The 20,887-nt window shown below is 68.5% G+C and carries 20 protein-coding genes; 10 read left to right on the top strand and 10 right to left on the bottom strand.

The features are described from left to right. Nucleotides 1-70: 70 nt before the first annotated feature. A complete protein-coding gene (locus ADE01S_RS15760) occupies nucleotides 71-991 on the bottom strand; it encodes a LysR family transcriptional regulator (RefSeq protein ID WP_062682667.1) in 921 nt (306 codons plus the stop codon). Between the two features lie 152 nt (nucleotides 992-1,143). On the opposite strand from ADE01S_RS15760, the gene ADE01S_RS15755 reads away from it, so the two are divergent. The 4 genes from ADE01S_RS15755 (at nucleotide 1,144) to ADE01S_RS15740 (ending at nucleotide 5,136) form a co-directional block, all read left to right on the top strand. After that, nucleotides 1,144-1,938 carry an enoyl-CoA hydratase gene (locus tag ADE01S_RS15755; protein ID WP_062682666.1) on the top strand — a complete coding sequence of 265 codons (795 nt, stop codon included), beginning with the start codon at nucleotides 1,144-1,146 and terminating at the stop codon, nucleotides 1,936-1,938. Further along, nucleotides 1,938-3,074, top strand: coding sequence for a CaiB/BaiF CoA transferase family protein (locus ADE01S_RS15750; RefSeq protein WP_062682665.1), 1,137 nt, complete (start codon nucleotides 1,938-1,940; stop codon nucleotides 3,072-3,074). Before ADE01S_RS15755 ends, ADE01S_RS15750 begins: the two co-directional genes overlap by 1 nt. A 40-nt stretch (nucleotides 3,075-3,114) precedes the next feature. Then, the gene (locus tag ADE01S_RS15745) at nucleotides 3,115-4,026 is read left to right on the top strand and encodes a LysR family transcriptional regulator (RefSeq protein ID WP_062682664.1); all 912 of its coding nucleotides are present in this window, start codon (nucleotides 3,115-3,117) and stop codon (nucleotides 4,024-4,026) included. Between the two features lie 114 nt (nucleotides 4,027-4,140). Continuing rightward, complete coding sequence (locus tag ADE01S_RS15740) at nucleotides 4,141-5,136, top strand: Bug family tripartite tricarboxylate transporter substrate binding protein (protein WP_087881348.1); 996 nt, start codon at nucleotides 4,141-4,143, stop codon at nucleotides 5,134-5,136. 92 nt (nucleotides 5,137-5,228) lie between these two features. On the opposite strand, the gene ADE01S_RS15735 is transcribed toward ADE01S_RS15740, so the two are convergent. From ADE01S_RS15735 to ADE01S_RS15705, 7 genes are read right to left on the bottom strand one after another with little or no spacing between them, the layout of a single operon-like run. After that, on the bottom strand, nucleotides 5,229-6,410 hold the full coding sequence (locus ADE01S_RS15735; RefSeq protein ID WP_062682663.1) for an acetyl-CoA C-acyltransferase: 1,182 nt from the start codon (nucleotides 6,408-6,410) through the stop codon (nucleotides 5,229-5,231). A gap of 14 nt (nucleotides 6,411-6,424) precedes the next feature. Continuing rightward, a complete protein-coding gene (locus tag ADE01S_RS15730; protein ID WP_062682662.1) occupies nucleotides 6,425-8,533 on the bottom strand; it encodes a 3-hydroxyacyl-CoA dehydrogenase NAD-binding domain-containing protein in 2,109 nt (702 codons plus the stop codon). Nucleotides 8,534-8,562: 29 nt separating this feature from the next. Further along, entirely contained in the window at nucleotides 8,563-9,693 is a 1,131-nt protein-coding gene (locus ADE01S_RS15725) for an acyl-CoA dehydrogenase family protein (RefSeq protein WP_062682661.1), read from the bottom strand. 13 nt (nucleotides 9,694-9,706) lie between these two features. Further along, a complete protein-coding gene (locus ADE01S_RS15720; RefSeq protein ID WP_062682660.1) occupies nucleotides 9,707-10,891 on the bottom strand; it encodes an acyl-CoA dehydrogenase family protein in 1,185 nt (394 codons plus the stop codon). A 26-nt stretch (nucleotides 10,892-10,917) separates the two neighbouring features. After that, entirely contained in the window at nucleotides 10,918-11,781 is an 864-nt protein-coding gene (locus ADE01S_RS15715) for an IclR family transcriptional regulator (protein ID WP_062682659.1), read from the bottom strand. A gap of 17 nt (nucleotides 11,782-11,798) precedes the next feature. Further along, on the bottom strand, nucleotides 11,799-12,788 hold the full coding sequence (locus ADE01S_RS15710) for a Bug family tripartite tricarboxylate transporter substrate binding protein (protein WP_062682658.1): 990 nt from the start codon (nucleotides 12,786-12,788) through the stop codon (nucleotides 11,799-11,801). Nucleotides 12,789-12,825: 37 nt separating this feature from the next. Continuing rightward, nucleotides 12,826-14,355 (bottom strand): class I adenylate-forming enzyme family protein, encoded by a 1,530-nt coding sequence (locus ADE01S_RS15705; RefSeq protein WP_062682657.1) that lies wholly within the window; start codon nucleotides 14,353-14,355, stop codon nucleotides 12,826-12,828. Between the two features lie 204 nt (nucleotides 14,356-14,559). Between ADE01S_RS15705 and ADE01S_RS15700 the strand changes: the two genes are divergently transcribed. Then, on the top strand, nucleotides 14,560-15,321 hold the full coding sequence (locus ADE01S_RS15700; RefSeq protein ID WP_062682656.1) for a class II aldolase/adducin family protein: 762 nt from the start codon (nucleotides 14,560-14,562) through the stop codon (nucleotides 15,319-15,321). Between the two features lie 37 nt (nucleotides 15,322-15,358). Here ADE01S_RS15700 and ADE01S_RS15695 read toward each other — a convergent pair whose 3' ends face one another. Beyond that, on the bottom strand, nucleotides 15,359-15,868 hold the full coding sequence (locus ADE01S_RS15695; RefSeq protein ID WP_062682655.1) for a DUF1993 domain-containing protein: 510 nt from the start codon (nucleotides 15,866-15,868) through the stop codon (nucleotides 15,359-15,361). 135 nt (nucleotides 15,869-16,003) lie between these two features. Between ADE01S_RS15695 and ADE01S_RS15690 the strand changes: the two genes are divergently transcribed. The 4 genes from ADE01S_RS15690 to ADE01S_RS15675 all read left to right on the top strand — a co-directional run bounded on the left by ADE01S_RS15690 (nucleotide 16,004) and on the right by ADE01S_RS15675 (nucleotide 18,785). Continuing rightward, nucleotides 16,004-16,747, top strand: coding sequence for a GntR family transcriptional regulator (locus ADE01S_RS15690; protein WP_062682654.1), 744 nt, complete (start codon nucleotides 16,004-16,006; stop codon nucleotides 16,745-16,747). A gap of 10 nt (nucleotides 16,748-16,757) precedes the next feature. Continuing rightward, the gene (locus ADE01S_RS15685; protein WP_062682653.1) at nucleotides 16,758-17,618 is read left to right on the top strand and encodes a sulfite exporter TauE/SafE family protein; all 861 of its coding nucleotides are present in this window, start codon (nucleotides 16,758-16,760) and stop codon (nucleotides 17,616-17,618) included. Then, complete coding sequence (locus tag ADE01S_RS15680) at nucleotides 17,615-17,920, top strand: DUF1634 domain-containing protein (RefSeq protein WP_062682652.1); 306 nt, start codon at nucleotides 17,615-17,617, stop codon at nucleotides 17,918-17,920. The genes ADE01S_RS15685 and ADE01S_RS15680 overlap by 4 nt, the downstream gene beginning before the upstream one ends. Nucleotides 17,921-17,996: 76 nt before the next feature. Then, a complete protein-coding gene (locus tag ADE01S_RS15675) occupies nucleotides 17,997-18,785 on the top strand; it encodes an alpha/beta fold hydrolase (RefSeq protein WP_062682727.1) in 789 nt (262 codons plus the stop codon). A 53-nt stretch (nucleotides 18,786-18,838) separates the two neighbouring features. Here ADE01S_RS15675 and ADE01S_RS15670 read toward each other — a convergent pair whose 3' ends face one another. Further along, nucleotides 18,839-19,774, bottom strand: a complete 936-nt coding sequence (locus ADE01S_RS15670; protein ID WP_062682651.1) for a LysR family transcriptional regulator — start codon at nucleotides 19,772-19,774, stop codon at nucleotides 18,839-18,841. Between the two features lie 111 nt (nucleotides 19,775-19,885). Here ADE01S_RS15670 and ADE01S_RS31805 point away from each other — a divergent pair, with 111 nt between their 5' ends. Next, the gene (locus ADE01S_RS31805; RefSeq protein ID WP_062682650.1) at nucleotides 19,886-20,860 is read left to right on the top strand and encodes an alpha/beta hydrolase family protein; all 975 of its coding nucleotides are present in this window, start codon (nucleotides 19,886-19,888) and stop codon (nucleotides 20,858-20,860) included. The last annotated feature ends 27 nt before the right edge of the window (nucleotides 20,861-20,887 follow it).

Genomic DNA, 20,887 nt, shown 5'->3' with positions numbered 1-20,887 from the left:
GCGTCAATGATGGAATTGCGGCATCATTCCAACAATTGATTAATTGTCATGAAGGCATTCAAAAAGGCGATTAATCCCGCGGGGGCGCGGGTTGCCCCAGCCCGTCCAGGTGCGCTTCGAACGCGGCAAGAAAAGCGCTGGCCGCGCGCGGCAGGAGGTGGCCGGCGCGGCGCAGGATGGACAGCTCGTGGACGGCCTGCGGGTCGTCGGCGATGCACAGGGCATGCAGCCCCATTTCCTCGCACACGCTGCGCACGTAGGCCGGCATCACCGTGATGCCCATGCCGCCCCGGATCATGGCGAAGGCGGTGGTCAGGCTGCCGGTCTGCGCCACGCTGCGCACGGCCAGGCCCTGGTCCTGCAGGATCTGGTCCATCTTGCGGCGCACGGCGTAGGTGCCGCGCAGCAGGATGTGGGGATAGCGCGCCAGGTCGCGCCAGCGCGCCTGCCCGCGGGCGGCCAGGGGATGGCCGGCGGGCACCACCGCGTACATGGGGCCGCGGTAGACCACCCGGCAGTCCAGGCGGGGGTCCTGGCTTTCGACGGCCACCAGCCCCAGGTCGGCCTTGCCGTGCAGGACGTGCTCGGTGGCTTCGTCGCCGGTGAGCTCGTGCAGGTCGAAGACGATGTTGGGATGCCTGGCGTGGAACCGGGTGACCACGGGGGCCACCAGAGTGTGCATCATGATGGGCGAGGCGGCGATGGACACTTCGCCGCGCTCCAGGCCCGCCAGGCTGCTCAGGCTGCGTTCGGCCGCGCGCAGCGATCCGAACGCCTCCTGCGCGTAGGCATAGAGTTCCGCGGTGCCTTCCAGCAGCTCCACGCCCCGGGCCGAACGCTCGAACAGCGCCAGCCCGACGGCCTTTTCCAGTTCGGAGCAGAGCTTGCTGACGGTGGATTGCGTCAGGTTCAGCGCCTCGGCGGCGCGGGTGAAGTTCTTCAGTTCGTAGACGGCGCAGAAGGCCCGAAGCTGGCGCAGCGTGATGCCCATGGTACGACTCCGGCTGGAAGGCGGCTATCGTACCCAAGCCGGGGCGGTTCGGATCATTTATTCCGTTCTGGACTCATTCTATGAAAATTACTCGTTTGTTGTGATCAAACCAGGCCCGTAGCATCGCTGGCATCACCCTAGCTGGAGCTTCCATGACCGCGCCTATCCCTACCTTTGCCCACGCCCTCGTGACCCGCGACGAGCGGGGCGTCTACACGCTGCAGATCCATGACGCCAAGAGCCTGAACATCCTGGCCTCGCCGGTGACGCTCAGCCTGACCGAGGCCGCCCGCTGGATCGCGGCCCAGGACGATGCGCGCGCCGTCGTGATCCGCGGCACGGGCGACAGGGCCTTCGTGGGCGGCGCCAACATCTACGAAATGGCCGAGCTCGAACCGCAGGGCGCGCGCGAGTTCATCACGCGCTTGCGCGATCTCTGCGACGCCGTGGCGGCGATCCCGGTTCCCACCATCGCCCGCATTCCCGGCTTCTGCCTGGGGGCCGGCATGGAACTGGCCGCGGCCTGCGATATCCGCCTGGGCCAGGCCGACGCGGTCTTCGGCATGCCCGAAGTGCGCGTGGGCATCCCGTCGGTGATCCATGCCGTGCTGCTGCCGGCCCTCATCGGCCCGGGCCCCACCAACTGGCTGCTCCTCACCGGCGAGACGGTGAACGCCGCCCAGGCCTCGCAATGGGGCTTCCTGGAATTCGTGTGCGAGGCGGGCGAACTCGACGCGCTGGTCGAGCGCACCGTGGCCCCCATCGCCGAAAGCGGCCCGCTCGCCGTGCGCTCGCAGAAGGCCCTGCTGCGCTACTGGAGCGAGTCCACGGTGGAAGCCGGGCTGGACCGCAGCGTGGCCGCCTTCGGCGAAGCCTTCACCACCGACGAGCCGCGCCGCTACATGGCGCCTTTCGTCAACCGCAAAAAGCACCAGGAGGCCAAGTAATGGCCGGCCCGCTCGCGGGCGTGCGCGTCATCGACATGACTTCGGTGGCGATGGGCCCCTACGCCACGCAGATCCTGGCCGACATGGGCGCCGAAGTCATCAAGGTGGAGGCGCCCGAGGGCGACGTGTTCCGCGCGTCGGCGCCGGCCGCGCACGCGGGCATGGGCCCCGCCTACCTCAACCTCAACCGCAACAAGTACAGCGTGACGCTGGACGCCAAGGCGCCCGCCGACCGCGAGCGCCTGCTGGGCCTGATCGACGGCGCCGACGTGTTCGTCTCGAACGTGCGTCCGGCGGCCCTGGCGCGGCTGGGGCTGGACGCGCCCTCGCTGTGCGCGCGCAACGCCCGCCTCATCCATTGCTCGGCGGTGGGCTTCGGCCAGGACGGCCCCTACGCGGCGCGTCCCGCTTTCGACGACATCATCCAGGCGATGAGCGGGCTGGCCGATCTGCAGGGCCGCAACAGCGGCGCGCCGGCCTACGTCAACACCATCCTGGCCGACAAGGTGGCGGGCCTGACGCTGGCCTATGCCATCCCCATGGCGTTGTACGAGCGCGAGCGCTCGGGCCAGGGGCAGGCCATCGAGGTTCCGATGTTCGAGACCCTGGTGTCTTTCACGCTGGTCGAGCACATGAGCGGGCACAGCTTCGTCCCGCCGCTGGGGCCCATGGGCTACAGCCGCGTGCTCTCGCCGCAGCGCCGGCCCTACCGCACTCGCGACGGCTACCTGGCCCTGCTGCCGTACACCGATGCGCAGTGGCGGCGCTTCTTCGCGCTGGCCGAGCGCCCCGACCTGGCGGCCGATGCCCGCTACGTCGACGCGGCGGCGCGCGCGCGGCATTTCGACGAGCTCTACCAGGACCTGGCGGACATCGTCGCGCTGCGCGGCACCGAGCAGTGGCTCGCGCTGCTGGCGGACGCCGATATCCCGCATTCGCCGGTGAACACGCCCGAGGCCCTGTTCGACGATCCGCACCTGCGGGCCACCGGGTTCTTCCAGCGCGTGGAGCACCCCACCGAAGGGCCGCTGATGGCCGCCGGCATCCCGGTGCGCTTCTCGCGCACGCCGGGGGAGCTCGGCCGCCCGGCGCCGCGCCAGGACGCCGATCGCGATATGCTCCCGGTTGGGCGCTGAGGCCGGCATGGCCGGAGAGCGCCAGGCGGCGACTTCGACCATGAACATCACTCTCAAGCAATTGCGCGTCTTCTGCGCGCTGTACGAACTGCGCAGCTTCACGGCGGCCGCCCGCGCGGCCTTCGTGACCCAATCGGCCGTCAGCAAGCTCTGCGCCGAACTGGAGGCCGAGGTCGGCCAGCCGTTGTTCGAGCGGTCCACGCGCAGCGTCACGCCCTGCGACGGCGCCGCGGATTTCTACGCCTACGCGCAGGAAATCCTCGGCACGGTGCGCGCGGCCGAGCGCAGCATGTCGGGGCTGCGCACCCTGGAGCGCGGCACCGTGGGCGTGGCCACCTCGCCCCTCATGATGGTCGGCCTGCTGGGCGACGTGGTGGCGGACTACCATCGCGCCCATCCCAGCGTGAAGCTGGATCTCTTCGAACTGTCCACCGACGACACCATCGAGCACGTGCGCAACGGGCGCGCCGACTTCGGCATCGTCTCGGTCGAGACGCCGTCGGACGAACTGGCCACCCGCGTCATCTACCGCGACACCATGTACGCGGTGTGCGCGCCGCGCCACGCGCTCACGCGCAAGCGCTCGGTATCGTGGGCCGACGTGGCGGCCCACGACCACATCATGCTGCGCAACGTGTACAGCGTGCGGCGCAGCCTGGACCGCGTGGCGGCCGACCTGAACCTGGAATTCCGCTACCGCATCGAAGCCGGCATGCTCACGTCGGCGCTCAAGCTGGTGGGCGCCGGGCTGGGCATCACCGTGGTGCCCGGCTATGCCTGCGACCTGGCGCGGCAGCTGGGCCTGCGCATCCTGCCCATCGACGGCGCCCGGCGGCACGGGCACGAGCTCTGGCTGATCCAGCGCCGCAACGCGCGCCTGTCGCTGGCGGCGTCGGCTTTCCTGCAAGCCACCGAGGATTACCTGCGCTTGCGGCAGGCCGAAGAGCATTAATCCCGGTTTGGAATAAGTCTATGAAAATTAGTCCCTTGTTGGGATAAGCGCGGCGCACGCATCATACGGCTTGAGTTGAAGAGGCCGACCCGCGGCCCCTGACAGGAGACAAGCATGAACCAACCGTTAGGCGCACGGCGCCGCCTGCTGGCCGCCGGCAGCCTTACCGTCCTGACCGCGCTGGCAAGCGCGCTGCCCGCAGGCGCCGCGCAGGCGCAGCCGGCCTATCCCGACAAGCCCATCACCATCGTGGTGCCGTTCTCGCCGGGCAGCGCCACCGACACCAGCGCGCGCATCATCGCGGAAAAGCTCGGCCCGCGCCTGAACGTGCCCGTGGTGATCGAGAACAAGCCCGGCGCGTCCGGCACCATCGGCTCGTCGTTCACCGCCCGCGCGCAGCCCGACGGCTACACGCTCATCCTCACCAGCAGCTCGACGCACTCGGCCACGCCGGCGTTGTTCCGCAAGCTGCCGTTCGATCCCACCGGAGACTTCATCCACGTCATCCGGATCGCCACCATTCCCATGATGCTCGTGGTGCGCGAGGACGCGCCCTACAAGTCGCTGCAGGAGCTGGTCAAGGCCACGCAGGCCAAGCCCCTGAACTACGCCTACGGTTCGCCCACCAGCCAGATCGCCGGCGCCACCTTCAATACCGTGGCCGGCGCGGCCGCCAACGGCGTGCCGTACAAGAGCCAGCCGCCCGCCGTGACCGATCTGCTGGGCGGCCACGTGGACTACCTGTTCGCCGACCTGTCCGTCGTCACGTCCTTCATGCAGGCGGGCAAGCTGCGCGGGCTGGCCTACACCGGCCACCAGCGCGCCAAGGAATTCCCCGCGGTGCCGACCCTGGCGGAACTGGGCTACAAGAACTTCGACCTCGTCGTCTGGGTCGGCGTGGCCGCGCCGGCCAAGACGCCCGACGCCGTGGTGCAGAAGCTGAACCAGGAAGTCGCCGCCATCCTGCGCGAGTCCGACGTGCTGCAGCGCTTCGAATCGCTGGGCATGCAGGTTTCGCCCAACACCGTGGCCGAGCACCAGGCGTTCGCGCTGGAGCAGCGCAAGATCTGGACGCAGCGCGCCGTCGACGCCAAGATCGAACCGCAGTAAGCGGCAGGACGCTGCGAGGAACAAAAAGGGACGCCTCCGGGCGTCCCTTTTGCTGCGCAACGCGGGGCGGTCCGCCCCGCGTCCTTGCGCACTCAGAAGATCTCGAACAGTCCCGCCGCGCCCATGCCGCCGCCCACGCACATGGTGACGACCGCGTACTTGGCGCCGCGACGCTTGCCTTCCAGCAGCACATGGCCGGCCAGCCGCGCGCCGGTCACGCCGAAGGGATGGCCCACCGCGATGGAGCCGCCGTTGACGTTGAGCCGTTCCATTGGAATGCCCAGGCGGCGCTGGCAGTACAGCGCCTGCGAGGCGAACGCTTCGTTCAGTTCCCACAGGTCGATGTCCTCGACCTTGAGACCGTGGCGCTCCAGCAGGCGGGGCACGGCGTAGACCGGGCCTATCCCCATTTCATCCGGCGCGCAGCCGGCCACTGCCAGGCCGCGGAAGGCGCCCAGCGGTTCGAGGTTGGCGCGTTCGGCGTCGCGGGCATCCATCAGGACGCAGGCCGAGGCGCCGTCGGCCAGTTGCGAGGCATTGCCTGCGGTCACGAAGCGGTCCGGGCCCATGACCGGCGTCAGGCCGGCCAGGCCGTCGGCGGTGGTGGATGGGCGATTGCAATTGTCGGCGCTGACGGTGACGTCCTCGCGGCGGGTGGCGCCCGTCTCCTTGTCGGTGACTTCCATGGTGGCTCGAACGGAGATGATCTCGTCCGCATAGCGGTCCTCGCGCTGCGCCGCGGCGGTGAGCTGCTGGCTGCGCAGGGCGAACGCATCCTGGTCTTCACGGCTGATGCCGTAGCGCTGTGCCACGATGTCGGCCGTGGCGATCATGGGCAGGTAGAGTTGAGGGATCTGGTCCTGCAGCCAGTTGTCGATACCGCTGACGCCGTCGTCGCGGGTACGCAGCAGCGAGCAGCTTTCCACGCCGCCGGCCACGACCGGACCGGACTGGCCCATGACCACGCGCGCCGCTGCGTCGGCGATGGCCTGCAGGCCGGAGGCGCAGAAGCGGTTGACGGTGGCGCCTGCGACGCTTTGCGGCAGTCCGGCGCGCAGCGCCGCCTGGCGGGCCACGTTGCGGCCGGTGGTGCCTTCCGGATAGCCGCAGCCCAGGACTACGTCCTCGATGCGCTGCGGGTCCACGCCGGCGCGCTCGACCGCGGCCTGGATGGCGTAGGAGGCCAGGGTCGGCCCCTGGGTGATGTTGAACTCGCCTCGCTTGGACTTGGTGAGCGGGGTGCGCGCAGTGGCGACGATGACGGCTTCTCGCATGATGCAGCGATTCCTTATTGGGGTTGGTTCAGCTTGCCGAAGGTCGAGCCTTCGCGTGCCAGGCGTTGCAGCAGGGGCGCGGGGGCCCAGAACGCGGCGTCCTCCTTGGCATAGGATTCGATGTCGGCCAGGACGGCCGCCAGGCCTGCGTCGTCGGCGTACTTCATGGGGCCGCCGCGCCAGCGCGGAAAGCCGTAGCCGTTGACCAGCGCGGCGTCGATGTCCGCGGGACGCAGCGCGATGCCGTCGTCCAGCACCTTGGCGGCTTCGTTGATCAGCGCCGCCATGTAGCGCCGCACGATGTCCTCGTCGCTGAACGCGCGGGCCGTGATGCCGCGCGCGGCGCGCTCCTCGTCTATCAGCGCCAGCACGTCGGCATCGGGCTTGCCGCGCTGGCCGCGTTCGGGATAGAGGTAGTAGCCGCGGCCGGTCTTCTGGCCGAACCAGCCGCGTTCGCACAATCGGTCCGCCACGCGCACGTAGCGCGCCTCCGGCGGACGGGTGGGCGCCTTGCGCTTGCGGGTCGCCCAGCCGATGTCGCCGCCGGTCAGGTCGGCGGTGCGGAACGGGCCCATGGCGTAGCCGAAGCGCTCCAGCGCCTGGTCGATCTGGTAGGGCGAGGCGCCGTCCTCCATCATGTGGTTGGCGGCCTCGCGGTACACGTAGAGAATGCGGTTGCCGATGAAACCGTCGCAGACGCCCGCGCGCACCGGCACTTTGCCCAGACGCCGCGCCAGCGCGAAGCCCGTCGCCACCACGTCGTCGGCGACCTGCTCAGGCACCACGATCTCCAGCAGCTTCATGATGTTGGCGGGCGAGAAGAAATGCAGCCCGATCACGTCCTGCGGACGCGAGATGCTGCGCGCAATCTGGTTGATGTCCAGGTACGAGGTGTTGGTGGCCAGAATGGCGCCGGGCTTGCAAACCCGGTCCAGCTGCGCGAAAACTTGCGTCTTCACGTCCATGTCCTCGAACACCGCCTCGACCACCAGATCGGCTGTGGACAGCGCCGCATAGTCGGTTGCCGCGCTCAGTCGCGACAGATGCCGATCGAGTGCGGCCGCGTCCAGTCTGCCGGATTTGATCTGCCGTTGGTAGATGCCGTCGATCCGTTCCCGGCCAGATTGCAACGCGGCTGCGTCGCGTTCGATAAGCACCACGTCCAGTCCTGCATCCAGCATGGCCACGGCGATGCCGGCGCCCATGGTGCCGCCGCCGATGACGCCGGCGCGCTGAACCGGGCGCGGCCGAGCTTGGCCCGCCGGTGACTTTCCCGCCTGCCGTTCGGCGAAGAAGGCATGCGCCAGGCCCTTGTGCTCGGCGCTGGCCACGCATTGCAGAAAGGCGTCGCGCTCGAACTTCAGGCCATCTTTCAGCGGCTGCTCCAGCGCGGCCTGCAGGCAGTCCAGCAGCAGGCGCTGGGCTGGCAGGACATGGGGCTTGGCAGCCAGGCGCTGGCGCTGCGCTGCGAGGGCGGCCAGGCCGGCCTGGACTTCGGAGGAAGAGGAAGTGTCGCGGCGCGAGACGGGATTCCCCGCGCACAGCGCGCGGGCCTTGCGCACGGCGCAGTCCAGCAGGCCGGCCTCATCGCAAACCTGGTCCAGCAGGCCCAGCGCCAGCGCGGCCTTGCCGTCCACGCTGCGGCCTTCCAGTATCAGGGGCAGGGCATGCGCCGCGCCAATCAGGCGAGGCAGGCGCTGCGTGCCGCCGCCGCCGGGCAGCAGCCCGAGCTTGACTTCGGGCAGGCCGAGTCTGGCGCTGGCGGAGCCGACGCGGGCATGGGCCGCCAGCGCCAGTTCCAGGCCTCCGCCCAGCGCCACGCCCTCCAGGGCCGCGACTACCGGTTTGCCGCTGGCGGCGATGAGACTGGCAAGGTCGCCGGCCCATGGCGCCTGCCTCGGCTGGTCGAATTCGCGGATGTCGGCGCCTGCGCTGAAATTGCCTTGCGTGCCATGCAGCACGATGGCCTGCACCGACGCGTCCTCGGCGGCGGCTTGCAGGGCGTCGTGCAACTGCTGGCGCAGGGGGTGATCCAGTGTGTTGAGAGGCGGATGGTTCAGGCCCAGCAGCAGGACGCCGTCCTGTTTAGCGGCCTGGATACGGTCTTGTGCAATGATTGCCATGGCGAGGTCTGGATGAGTAAGGGCGGAGGTCAGGCGGCGGGTGCGGCCAGGCTTTCGGACAGCAGGGCCAGATGGTCGTCCTGCGAACCAAAAGCGGTGTCGCAACACAGCAGCTTGCGGTAGTAGTGGCCGATGGGATACTCATAGGCCATGCCCATGCCGCCGTGCACCTGGATGGCTTGGCCGCCCACGTGGCGCGCGCTGCGGCCTACGGTCAACTTGGCCAGGCTGAGATCGCGGCGTGCTTCGGCGTCGCCCGCGGCGGCTTCGTCCGCGCGCAGCGCGGCCAGCAGGGTCATGGAACGGGCCCGTTCGGCCGCGATCAGCATGTCCACGTAGCGATGCTGCAAGACTGGCAGCGCGGCCAGCGGCTTGCCGAACTGGCTGCGTTCGTGCAGATACTCACGGCAGATCTCCAGCGAACGTTCCATGGCGCCCAACGCCGCCGCGCAGCTTGCCGCGAGGCCCCGGTAGACAGCCCGCAACAGCAGGATTTCGGCTTGCCGACCGCTGGCCAGGCAGGCTGCGGCCGGCGTGTCCTGGAACACCAGGTCGGCGCTGCGGGTGCCGTCGGCCAGCGGCGCGCCCGAGCGGGTCAGGCCGTCCGCGCCGCCCTGCACCAGCAGCAGCGCCAGGCCGGCTTCGCCGCGTGCCGTCACGACCAGCCAGTCGGCTTGCGCGCCATTGTCGACCAGTGTCTTGCGGCCGCGGACGCGCCAGGTTTCGCCATCGCGTTCGGCGCGGGTGTCGGCTTGCAGCGGCGCGAAGCCGCGGTCGCTTTCGGTCCAGGCCAGCGCCAGGCTGGCCTGGCCGGCAATAGCGGCCTGTAGCGCCTGCGCCGCCGGCGAGCCCGCGGCTGCGCCGGCCAGCAGGGGCGCGGCCAGCACCGCGCTGGCCAATAGCGGCTCGGTGCAGAGCGCGGCGCCCGCGCCTTCCATCAGCAGCATGGTTTCCTGCGGGCCCAGGCCCAGGCCGCCGTCGTCCTGCGGCACGGTCAGCCCCAGCCAGCCCAGTTCGCCCATGGCCTGCCAGGCTGCGCGGTCGGTACTTTCGGGTTTGGCCAGCCGTTCCAGATGGCGGTCGAAGCCATAAGCGGTCGAAAAGTAATCGAACACGCTGGCGCGGATCATCTCTTGTTCTTCGGAGAGGTTCAGGTTCATGGCGTGTCCTTGCTTATTTCTGGAATCGGCTCTTTGCGATCACGGTCTTCTGGATCTCGGAGCTGCCGCCGTAGATCGTGGCCACGCGGTTGAACAGGTGGTCGCCCAGCAGGCCGTGCGCCGTGGCGTCGCCGATGGGCGACTGGGTGTAGCGGCCGGTGTAGACCATGCCGTAGCGGCCCGCGAGGTCCAGCAGCAGTTCGGTCAGGGCCTGGCAGATCTCCGAGCCTTCGATCTTCAGCATGGAGGAATCCGCGACGTCGAATCCGGCTCCGGGGCGGTAGGCGGAGAGCGCGCGCAGTTCGGTCAGTTCGAGCGCGCGCAGGCGCGCCTCGATGTCGCACAGGCGCTGGCGGTAGATCGGGTTGTCGATGGGACGGCTGCCGTCCGCAAGCGGATGCGATGCCAGGCGCTGCGCACGGGCCAACTGCATGCGCGAGCGGCCGACGCGGGCGATCATGGCGCGTTCATGGCCGAGCAGGAACTTGGCATAGGTCCAGCCTTCGCCTTCCTTGCCGACCAGGCCCGACTTTGGCACGCGAACGTCATTGAAGAAGACTTCGCAGATACTGGCGCCTTCGTCGATGGTGCGGACCGGCCGTACCTCGATCCCCGGGGTCTTCATGTCCAGCAGCAGGAAGGAGATGCCCTGCTGCGGCTTGGGCGTGTCGCTGGTGCGAGCCAGGCAGAACATCATGTCGGCATGGCGCCCGTGGGTGGTCCAGGCCTTCTGGCCGTTGAGCAGGTAATGGTCGCCGCAATCGACTGCGCGCGTGCGCAGCGAGGCCAGGTCGGAGCCGGCGTTGGGTTCGGAGAATCCTTGGCACCACCAGGTTTCCGAGCCGAGGATGGCGGGCAGGTATTGGGCCTTCTGTTCATCCGAGCCGAAGGTGTAGATCACCGGGCCCACCATGGCGATGCCGAAGGGAATGGTCTCGGGCGCGCATTGCAGGGCCAGTTCGTGCAGGAAGATGCGCTGCTTGCCCAGGCTCCAGCCGGTGCCGCCGTACTGCACGGGCCATGCCGGCGCGATCCAGCCCTGGCGGTGCAGGTGGCGCTGCCAATCGACGTATTCCTGTTTCTCAAGTTTTTCGCCGTACAGCACTTTGCGGCGGACGCTTTCGGGAAGATGGGCCTGCGCGAAGCTGCGGACCTCCTGGCGGAATGCCCGCTCTTCGGGCGTGACTTCAATATCCATGTTGATGATCGCTCTATGGGGTGTCTTCAGATCGGCGAAATAGGGGCCGACGCCTTGATGTGGATGGGCACGTCCGGCAGGAATTCGGCCGCCACCTCATTGACGGTGCGAGGGATGTCGTGCAGGCGGGCAGCTACGTCCTGGCGCGTGCCGGCGATGGCCAGGCCCATCAGCCCGGTGTGGTCTCCGGCGCCGGGGTCGCTGACCAGCGCGAAGGAGAAAGAGGCGCGATTGGCGCTTTGCAGCCGGTGCGAGTACACGAAGCCGGCGTTGCGGGCTCGGTCGACGATGCCGAGGACCTGGCGCAGCGTCGTCACCGGGGATTTGTGCTCGGCGCGCGCAAGGCAGACACTGGCGATGGCGCAGACTTCGTCGTCGGGCAACTGGGCCAGCAACGCGTAGCCCAGGCCGGTGTCGATCAGCGGACGCACCACGCCGATGGGGACCTGGGTCTTGCGGTCCTTGGCGCCGTAGAGCACGTGGGCGTACTGGACATAGCGGCCGCTGCGCTGGCCCAGGATGACGCTCAGGCCCAGCCGTTCGCCCAAGGCGCGCATGGCCAGGCGCAGGTTGCTGCGAGGCAGGGCCAGGTCATGCACCCAGCCTCCCAGCATGTTCAGCCGCAGGCTGGGCATGTAGGTGCCGTCGTCAGGGTTGTGGCACAGGTAGCCCATGCGCATCAGCGTCTGCACCAGCATCCAGGTGCTGGATTGCGGATAGCCGCTGGCGCGCACGATCTCCGCCAGCGTGACCGGGCGTCCGAGCTGTTCGAGCAGTTCGATCAGTTCAAGCACGCGCTGGGCCGACTTCACCGAGCGCTGGCCCAGGTCGCGCGTGCTGTCCTTGATGGACGCGTCGGGAAGTTCAAGCCGACGGGAGGATCGGGACATGGTGTGCGCCCTCGGGTTCAGTCGGTGCGGATGTCGGCCTTGTCCGCCAGCTCGGCCCAGCGCTTCAGATCGGTCTGGAAGAACGTGGCGAAGGTCTTGGGATCGCTGCCCACGGGGTCCAGGTTCATGCCGACGAGCTTGGACTGGACCTCGGGCGCCTTGACCGCGTCGGCGATCTGCGCCGACATGGCTTGGACGATGGCGTCAGGCGTGCCCTTGGCCGCGAACAGGCCGAACCAGGCGCCCAGGTTGAACCCCTGGTAGCCGAGTTCCGTCATGGTGGGCGTTTGTGGCAGGGTGGCCATGCGTTTGTCGCCGGTGACGGCCAGCACGCGGATGCGATCCGAGTTCAGGTGCGGCAGCGCCGAGCCGATATCGGGGAACGCGAAAGTGACCACGCCGCCCAACAGGTCGGACATCATGGGTGCGGCGCCCTTGTACGGCACGTGCTGAGCGCTGGTCTTGGTTTCCTGCAGGAACTGCGCGCCCAGGAAATGGCCGGTGGAACCGTTGCCATAGGACCCGTAGCTGTATTTTTGCGGAGAGGCGCGCAGCGCCTCCACCAGGCCCTTGACCGTATCCACGTCCACGCTGCCGCGGTTGACCACGAGCACGTTGGAAGAGCGGGCGACCAGCGATACCGGGATGAAATCGCGGTCCACTTGATACGGGATCTTCACGGTCGAGGTGGCCGGCAGCTGCGACATGGTGGTGAAGCCCAGCATGAAGGTGTAGCCGTCGGCCGGCGCGCCCAGCACGGCATTGCCTGCGATGACGCCCGATCCGCCGGCGCGGTTCTCGACCACGACCGGTTGCTTGAGCACGCCGCCGATGTGCTGGGCCAGCAGGCGCGCAACCGTGTCGGCTCCGCCGCCCGCGGCGCTGGGCACGATGAAGCGGATCGGTTTATCGGGCCAGGCGCTTTCCGCCGCCTGCGCCGGCAGGCTGCAAGCGGCGGCCAATGCGGCGGCTACCGCCAGAAAATGCCTTCGTGCTGCGAATCCCATGTTTGTCTCCTGTGGATGGATATTCTGTTTTGGTGAGTCAGTTGCAGTGCGCGCGCGCCATGTCGACGACGGCCTTGCGGAGGATCTTTCCATTATCTGCCGCTGGCAGCTTGGAAAGCAGGATGATTTTCTGGGGGCGCTTGTAGGGCGCCAGGCGCTCGCGCGCGAAGGCCTGCAAGGCTTGCGCGTCGACGCTGCGGCCTTCCTCCGCTTCGACGAAGGCGATGATCTGCTCATCGCCTTCGCGCGGCACGCCGACCACGCAGGACTGGCGCACGCCCGCGCACGCGTTCAGCGCGGCTTCCACTTCGCTGGGGTAAACGTTGAAGCCCGAGCGGATGATGAGGTCCTTGATGCGGCCCATTACGAAGTATGCGCCGTCGGGCTCTTCGCGCAGCAGGTCTCCGGTGCGCAACCAGCCGTCGGCGTTCAGCGCCTGCGCGGTCTGCTCGGGCGCCTTGTAATAGCCCTTCATGACGTTGGGGCCGCGCACCTGCAGCTCGCCCACGTCGCCGGGAGCCACGGCCAGGCCGTCCTCGCCGACGATGCGGGCCTGCATGCCGGGAATCAGGTAGCCGACGCTCAGGTCGGCGCGGCGTTGGCGGTAAGGCACCATGCTGATCGTCGGCGAGGCTTCGGTGAGGCCGTAGCCGTTGTTGATGGGTTCGCCGAAGATCGCTTCGATGCGCGCCTTGAGCGACGGGTCGAGCGGCGCGCCGCCGCAATGCAGCAGCCGCAAGCGCGGCGCCGGTATCGGCGTGCCTTGCTCATGCGCCTGCAGCAGGCGCACGTACATCGCGGGCACGCCATGCAGCATGGTGACGCCGCCTGCCAGGGCCGCGATCGCATGCTCGACGTCGAAGCGGCTGGCCAGCTGCAGCGTTGCGCCGGCGCCGAGCGCGGCCAGGGCCACGGTGCTCAGGCCGTACACGTGCGAGATGGGTAGGGCCGAATAGACCAGGTCGCCGGACCCGGTGCCGCGCGCGTGGCGCGCGGCTGCGGATGAATGACCCAGGTTCGCATGCGTGAGCATCACACCCTTGGGCGCCCCGGTGGTGCCGCTGGTGTAGATCATTACGGCCACCTGTTCGCGCGAGTCCGCTTGCACGGGCTCGGCTTGCGCAGCGGGGTCCGCTTGGGTGCAGGCAAAGCGCAGTCCGGCAAGCTCGACCTCGCGAGCGCCATGGCGCTGGCCATGGGCCCGGGCTTGCTCGGACAGACCGCTGGTGGCGAGCAACAGCCTCGGCTCGCAGTGCGTCTTGATGGCATCGACCTCGACGCCGGTCATGCGGGCGTTGACGACCACCGCCCAGGCGTTCAGGCGGCTGCAGGCCAGCACGGCGGCCAGCTGCGTGCCGCCGCTTTCGCCGGCGATCAGCAGGCGGTCGCCCGCTCGCAGGCCCTGGGCTCGCAGAAAGGCGGCCAGCGCATCGGTCATCGAGTCGAGTTCTGCGTAGCTCCAGCTTCCTTCGTCGGAAATCAGCGCGGTATGCGCGGCCAGGCGTGGCAGGTGCCGGCCTGCCAGCTGGTGGATACGGAAATCGGCATCGGGAAGATCAACGGACATGGTGTGGCTGGCATTTATGCTGGGCTGCTATTGAGCCGAATCATAGGAATGACATTCCGCCATTTCCATCACATATGTGAATTCTCGATGCGGCGCAGTGACCGCTCCCTGGCCGCGAGGCGTGCCGGCCGTGGGCAAAACGAATAAAGTGCGAGACAGCGCCCGCGCGGATGGCGCGGGTAGTCATCGAAAAATGGAGACGGTATGGATACGGCAGGTAAGGGCGCCAGCGTGCGCGAACGCGTCGGCGAAACGGAATGGCAGGTCCGCAAGGACCTCGCCGCGCTATACCGCCTGGTGGCGCTGTTCGGGTGGGACGACCTGATCTTCACCCACATCACGGCCAAGGTGCCGGGGACGGAACATTTCCTGATCAATCCCTACGGCATGATGTTCGACGAGATTACGGCGTCCAGCCTGGTCAAGATCGATCTCGACGGCCGCAAGGTCATGGAATCCGAATACGACATCAACCCCGCCGGCTTCACGATCCACAGCTGTATCCACGCGGCCCGCAAGGACGCCATGTGCGTGCTGCACACGCACTCCATCAACGGCGTGGCGGTGTCGGCGCAGAAGGCGGGGCTGCTGCCGCTGTCGCAGTTCGCATTCATCGTGCTGCGTTCTCTCGGCTACCACGACTACGAAGGCCTGGCGCTGAATCCCGAGGAACAGCCGCGCCTGGTGCGCGACCTGGGCAGCAACACGTATCTCATTTTGCGCAACCACGGCCTGCTGACCGTGGGGCAGAGCATGGCCGAGGCGTTCCAGGCCATGCACCGGCTGGAGGCCGCCTGCATGGTGCAGGTGCGGGCCCAGGCCGGCGGCGAACTGACCTACATCCCGCCCGACATCCTGAAGAACGCGACGGTCGAGTCGCAGGCCGACCGCGCGCACAAGGCCATGCTGGCCTGGCCGGGGCTGCTGCGCCGGCTGGACCGTCGCAACCCCGGCTACGCGGAGTAGGCGGGCGCGGGCCCCGCGCGGGGCCCGCGAAGTCGAATCAGTACTTGCCCATGTAATCGCGCTTGCCGATTTCCAGGCCGTTGTGGCGCAGGATGTCGTAGGCGGTGGTCACGTGGAAGAAGAACTGCGGCAGGCCATAGTGCAGCAGGTAGGCGCTGCCGCTCAGCTTCTTTTCCTTGGGCGTGCCGGGACGCAGCACGATTTCCAGGGCTTCGCTCTGTTCGAACTGTTCGGGGCCGAACGAGGCCAGGTGTTCCAGCGTCTTGGCGATCAGAGCCTGCAGGCCGGCAAAGCTGGCCTCGCTGTCCGGCCACGACGGGACTTCCGCGCCGGCCAGGCGCGAGGCGATGCCGCGGGCGAAGTCCGACGCGATCTGCACCTGGCGCGACAGCGGGAACATGTCGGGGAACAGGCGGGCGCCCAGATACGCCTGCGGATCGATGTTCTTTTCCGCGGCGTGGGTTTCCGCCTTCTTCAGCACGTCGGACAAGGCCGATAGCATTTGCGTCAGGACGGGAACGGAGGCGCTGTGCATGAAACTGCTCATTTCGTGTCTCGCTTGAAAAGGGCGCCGGCGCGGGAGGCGCCGGCAGGCCCCCGAAGACTACCAGTTGCCGGCTGCCGTATCCCTAATGCCCCTCAGACCTTGCGTCATCATGACATCATGATGTTATGATGACTCATGCAAAAAAACGTCGAACATGCTCCTCTCTACGTCAGGGTGGAAACGGCGCTGGCCGCGGAAATCGCCGCCGGCATCCTGTCGTCCGGCAGCCGCCTGCCCACCGAAGACCAGCTGATCGAGCGGTTCGCCGTCAGCCGCACCACGGTGCGCAAGGCGGTGGAAAACCTGGTTTCGCGCGGCCTGGTGGAAATCCGGCGCGGCAAGGGCACGTTCGTCACGGAACCCAAGCTGACCCAGGCGCTGACGTCGCTGAGCGGATTCGTCGAAGACATGAGCGCGCTCGGCCGCCAGGCCACGGCGCGCCTGCTGGACAAGCGGCCGGTGCCCGCCACGGCAGAGGTGGCGCGCCAGCTGGAAGTGGCTCAGGGCGCGATGGTCTACCGCATCGAGCGGGTGCGGCTGGCGGACGGCACGGCCATGTCGTTCGATGAAACCTACCTGCCGCTGGACATCGGCGAGAAGGTCGCCAGCAATGACCTGGAAGCCGAGCCCATCTTCGACCTGCTGGAACTGCGCTACGAGCTGCCGCTGATCGAGGCCCAGTACCAGCTCGAAGCCGTGACGGCGGACGAGCGTGTGGCGCAAGCCCTGGGCGTTGAGGCGGGCAGCCCGATCTTCCTCATCGAGCGCACGTCCTACAGCGAGGGGCAGCGCCCCGTCGACTATGAAAAGCTGTACTACCGCGGTGACCTGATCCGGTTCACCACCCGCCTGTCCCGGCTACCGCGCAAGCGGGACTGAGCCGGCGGCCATGGCGGCATCCACCATCCTCTGGCTCTTCGCCGCGGCGTTCGGAGCCAGCGCCCTGGGCGGCGTGCTGGGCATGGCCAGCGGCATTTTCATCGTGCCCATCCTGACGTTGCTGTTCGGGGTGGACATCCATGTCGCCATCGGCGCCAGCATCGTCTCGGTGATCGCGTGTTCCTGCGGCAGCGCCGCGCCTTTCCTGAAGGGGCGGCTGACCAACCTGCGGCTCGCCATCGTGCTGGAGACGGCCACCACGCTGGGCGCGCTGACCGGGGTTTTCCTCATCGGCATCGTGTCCACGGCATTCCTGTACGGCCTGTTCGCCGCCATCCTGGCGTTGTCGGCGCGCCAGATGCTGGCGCGCCGGCGCGAGGCGGCGGATCCGAGCGCGCCCGAGGCCGGGGGCTGGGCCACGGCGCTGCGGCTGCATTCGAGCTTTCCCGATCGCGCGCTGGGCCGGGAAGTGCATTACCGCGTCGGCCGCGTTCCGCTGGGCCTGTCGCTGATGTACGGCGCGGGCCTGGTCTCGGCGCTGCTCGGCATCGGCTCGGGCGTGCTCAAGATCCCGGCGATGGACACAGCGCTGCGGCTGCCCATCAAAGTGTCCTCGGCCACTTCGAACTTCATGATAGGCGTGACCGCGGCGGCCAGCGCGGGCGCCTATTTCGTTCGGGGCGACATCGACATCGGCATCGCCGGGCCGGTCGCGCTGGGCTCGGTGGCGGGCGCCCTGCTTGGCGCCCGCCTGCTGATGGGCCTGCCGGCCGACAGGCTGCGCCTTTTCTTCGTCATCGTCCTGGCGCTGCTCGCCGTGCAGATGTTCCTGAGCGCCCTGGGCGTGTCATTGCCGGGCGGCCCCGCATGAGCGTCGCGCCCGACAGGCAGGCGCGGCGCGACCGCGTCATCGCGGCGCTGCTCTGGTACGGAACCTGGGTCGCCTCGGCCTGCATCGCCCTCGGCATGGCCTGGGATTTCCTGCTGCCCGAAGGCGGGCAGGGCGGCTATCGGCTGGTGCAGGCGGGCGTGGCGCTCTTCATCCTGCTGCCGGTGGCGCGCGTGGCGCTGATGCTGGCGCTTTTCCTGCGCGAGCGCGACTACGCGTATACGGCGATCTCCGCGCTGGTGCTGCTCATCATCGCGGCGGGCGTGCTGTCCGGGCTGCGGTAGGGCGGCGCGGCCGTCGCGATTTTTTATAATCCGGATGCGCCGCGATGCCGCGCTGCCCATTTCCCAGGATTCATTCATGCTTTCGATCACCAGCCAGGATGTCTACGTACCCACCAGCCAGGGCCGCCTGTACGCGCGGCGCTGGGACCCCGCGGGCGCGGACGCGGCGGGCGCGCCCATCGTGCTGATGCACGATTCGCTGGGCTGCGTGGAGCTGTGGCGCGACTTTCCGGAGCAACTGGCGCGGGAGACCGGGCGCAGCGTGATCGCCTACGATCGGCTCGGCTTCGGCCGTTCCGATCCGAACGCCGCCGTCTTCGAGACCGGCTTCGTCGAGGCCGAGGCGCGCGAAGGCTTTCGCCAGTTGCGGGAAGCGCTCGGCATCGGGCCGTTCGTCGCCTTCGGCCACAGCGTGGGCGGCGGCATGGCGATCTGCTGCGCCGGCGTATACGAGTCCGATTGCCAGGCCCTGATCACGGAATCGGCGCAGGCGTTCGCCGAAGACCGCACGCTGGAAGGCATCAGCGCCGCGAAGCGCAACTTTGCCGAGCCCGGGCAGCTGGACCGCCTGAAGAAGTATCACGGCGAGAAGGCCGCCTGGGTGCTGAGCGCCTGGATCGACACCTGGCTGTCGCCAGAGTTCGCCGCGTGGAACCTCGACGAGCCGCTGCGCCAGGTGCGCTGCCCGGTGCTGGCGCTGCATGGCGAAGTGGACGAATTCGGGTCGTCCCTGCATCCGGAACGCATTGCGCGGCTGACCGGCGGGCGCGCCGTGCTGCTGGAGAACTGCGGCCACGTGCCGCATCGGGAACAGGGCCGCGTCGTCCTGGACCTGTTGGGCCAGTGGCTGAAGGCGGTGCGCTGATCCACGGCCTCACGGCGCATGCCCCGGCCCCGCGCGCATCGGGCGGGCCCGGGCTACGCGGGCCGCGCGTCCCAGGTCTTGTCGTCGATCAGGCCGCGCGCCACCTGCCGCAGCAAGTCGGCCGCGCGGCGCACCGCGGTATCGCCCCTCACCGCCCGGCGCTGCGCCAGGCAGATGGAGCGCGTGAACGTCGGTGAAAGCCGGCGCGTGGCAAGCGTGCCCTCGCGCACATCGCGCGCGACCGCGCAGGGCGCCAGCAGGCTGAACCAGGCGCCCGTCTTCAGCAGCTGTATGAGGTAGGGGCCGGCGTCGATTTCGATGCCGACGTTCAACGCGGTGCCATGGCGCACCGCGTAGTCGTCGAGCGCCGAGCGTATGCCGTGGCGGCGCGAGGACATGGCCAGCGGATAGTCCGCCAGCGTCGAGACCGATACCGTCCTGCCTGCCTTCATACTCTCCGGAACGCCTACCAGGTGCATGTCTTCGTGCGCGATCGGCGCGCTATGCACGCCGGACGTGGACGAGCGATCGAACACCAGCGCCAGGTCGAGTTCGCCGGCCAGCAGCCAGCTCCACAGATAGCCCGAGAACCCGTCCACCAGCCGCAGCCGGATGCGCGGATAGTCCTGCGACAGCCTCGCGATCAGGGGCAGCGCCAGCACCGCCGCCGCCGAAGCGGGCAATCCGATGGAGACTTCCCCCTGCGGCTCGCGGGCGCTGGCCTGGATGTCTCCGAAGGCAGCTTGCGCGCGGCCGACGATGTCATAGGCGCGCGCCAGCAGCTCGGCGCCCGAGGGCGTCGGCGTGACCCCGCGTATGTCGCGCTCCAGTAGCTTGGTTCCCAGCGCGGACTCCAGCTTCGCCATGGTCACGGTCAATGCCGGCTGCGCGATGTGCAGCCGGCGCGAGGCGGCCGAGATGCTGCCTTCTTCGCAGACGGCAATGAAGGCGATCAGGCGGGGAATGTCGAGTTGGCGGGCGTTCTGCATGGCACGGATGCGATATCCATAGTTTCAGAATATGGCAGTATAGAAAGAAGATATTTTACGAGTAGGGGGTGGGGCGGCAAACTCCGGCCTGTCATCGTCCGGAAGCACTCCATGTCCCAAGTCGTCCAGGCCCCCGAATCCGGGGCCGAACTGCCGCCATTCAGATCGATACGCGGCTTCCATGTCGGCGGTTCCATCGTCGAACTGAGCGACGCGCCCGCCAGGTCGCTGGAGACGGTGCCCGGCCTGGCGGCCCGCGCCTCCGACCCCAATGGCCGCCATGCGGTGGGGCAGCTGTACGTGCAGCATTTCGCGCTGGCGCGCCCGGCCCGGCGTCATCCGCTCTTTCTCTGGCACGGCGGGGGCATGACCGGCTGCACCTGGGAGGAGACGCCCGATGGCCGCCCGGGCTGGCACGAGTATTTCATGCGCGCGGGCTACGACACCTACGTGAGCGATGCCGTCGAGCGCGGAAGGGCCTCCTGGCCGGCGCAGGAACTGGGCGGAAGCGGACAGGCCGAGCACCGCACGATCGAACAGGCCTGGGAGCAATTCCGCATCGGCGAGCCGGGCGGCGGCGCTTACCCGGGCCAGCAATTCCCGGCGGACTGCATGCCGCAGCTGGCGCGCCAGTTCGTCGGCCGCTGGGTAAGCAACCGCGAGCGGGCGATTGACGCGTACGAGGAACTGCTGGTCCGCGCCGGCCCCGGGATCGTGGTGGCCCACAGCGAAGGCGGCCGGCTGGCGCAGAGCGTGCTTCAGCGCGCGCCCCGGCATTTCAAGGCGCTGGTGCTGATCGAGCCGGCCGGAGGCATCGAGGCCGACGCCGCCGCCCTGGCGCGCATGGCGGCGGTCCCGGTGTGCGTGGTGTGGGGCGACTACTTCGACAGCAGCCCGCAATGGCGGCGTTATCGCCAGCTGGCCGAGGCCTGGCTCGACGGCCTGGAGCGGGCGGGCGGCAGCGTGACCCGGCTGGACCTGCCGGCCATGGGCATTGCGGGGAATTCGCATCTGCCGATGATGGATCGCAACAACGTCCGGGTCGCCGCCCTGGTGGACGCCTGGATCCGCGGCTGCGCCGATTGACGCCGCCGCGACAAGAATTTCATATGA

The organism is Achromobacter denitrificans NBRC 15125 (assembly GCF_001571365.1).
Lineage (GTDB): Bacteria > Pseudomonadota > Gammaproteobacteria > Burkholderiales > Burkholderiaceae_B > Achromobacter > Achromobacter denitrificans.
Note: the sequence above shows the minus strand (reverse complement) of the source record. Positions and strands in the feature narration are given on the sequence as shown.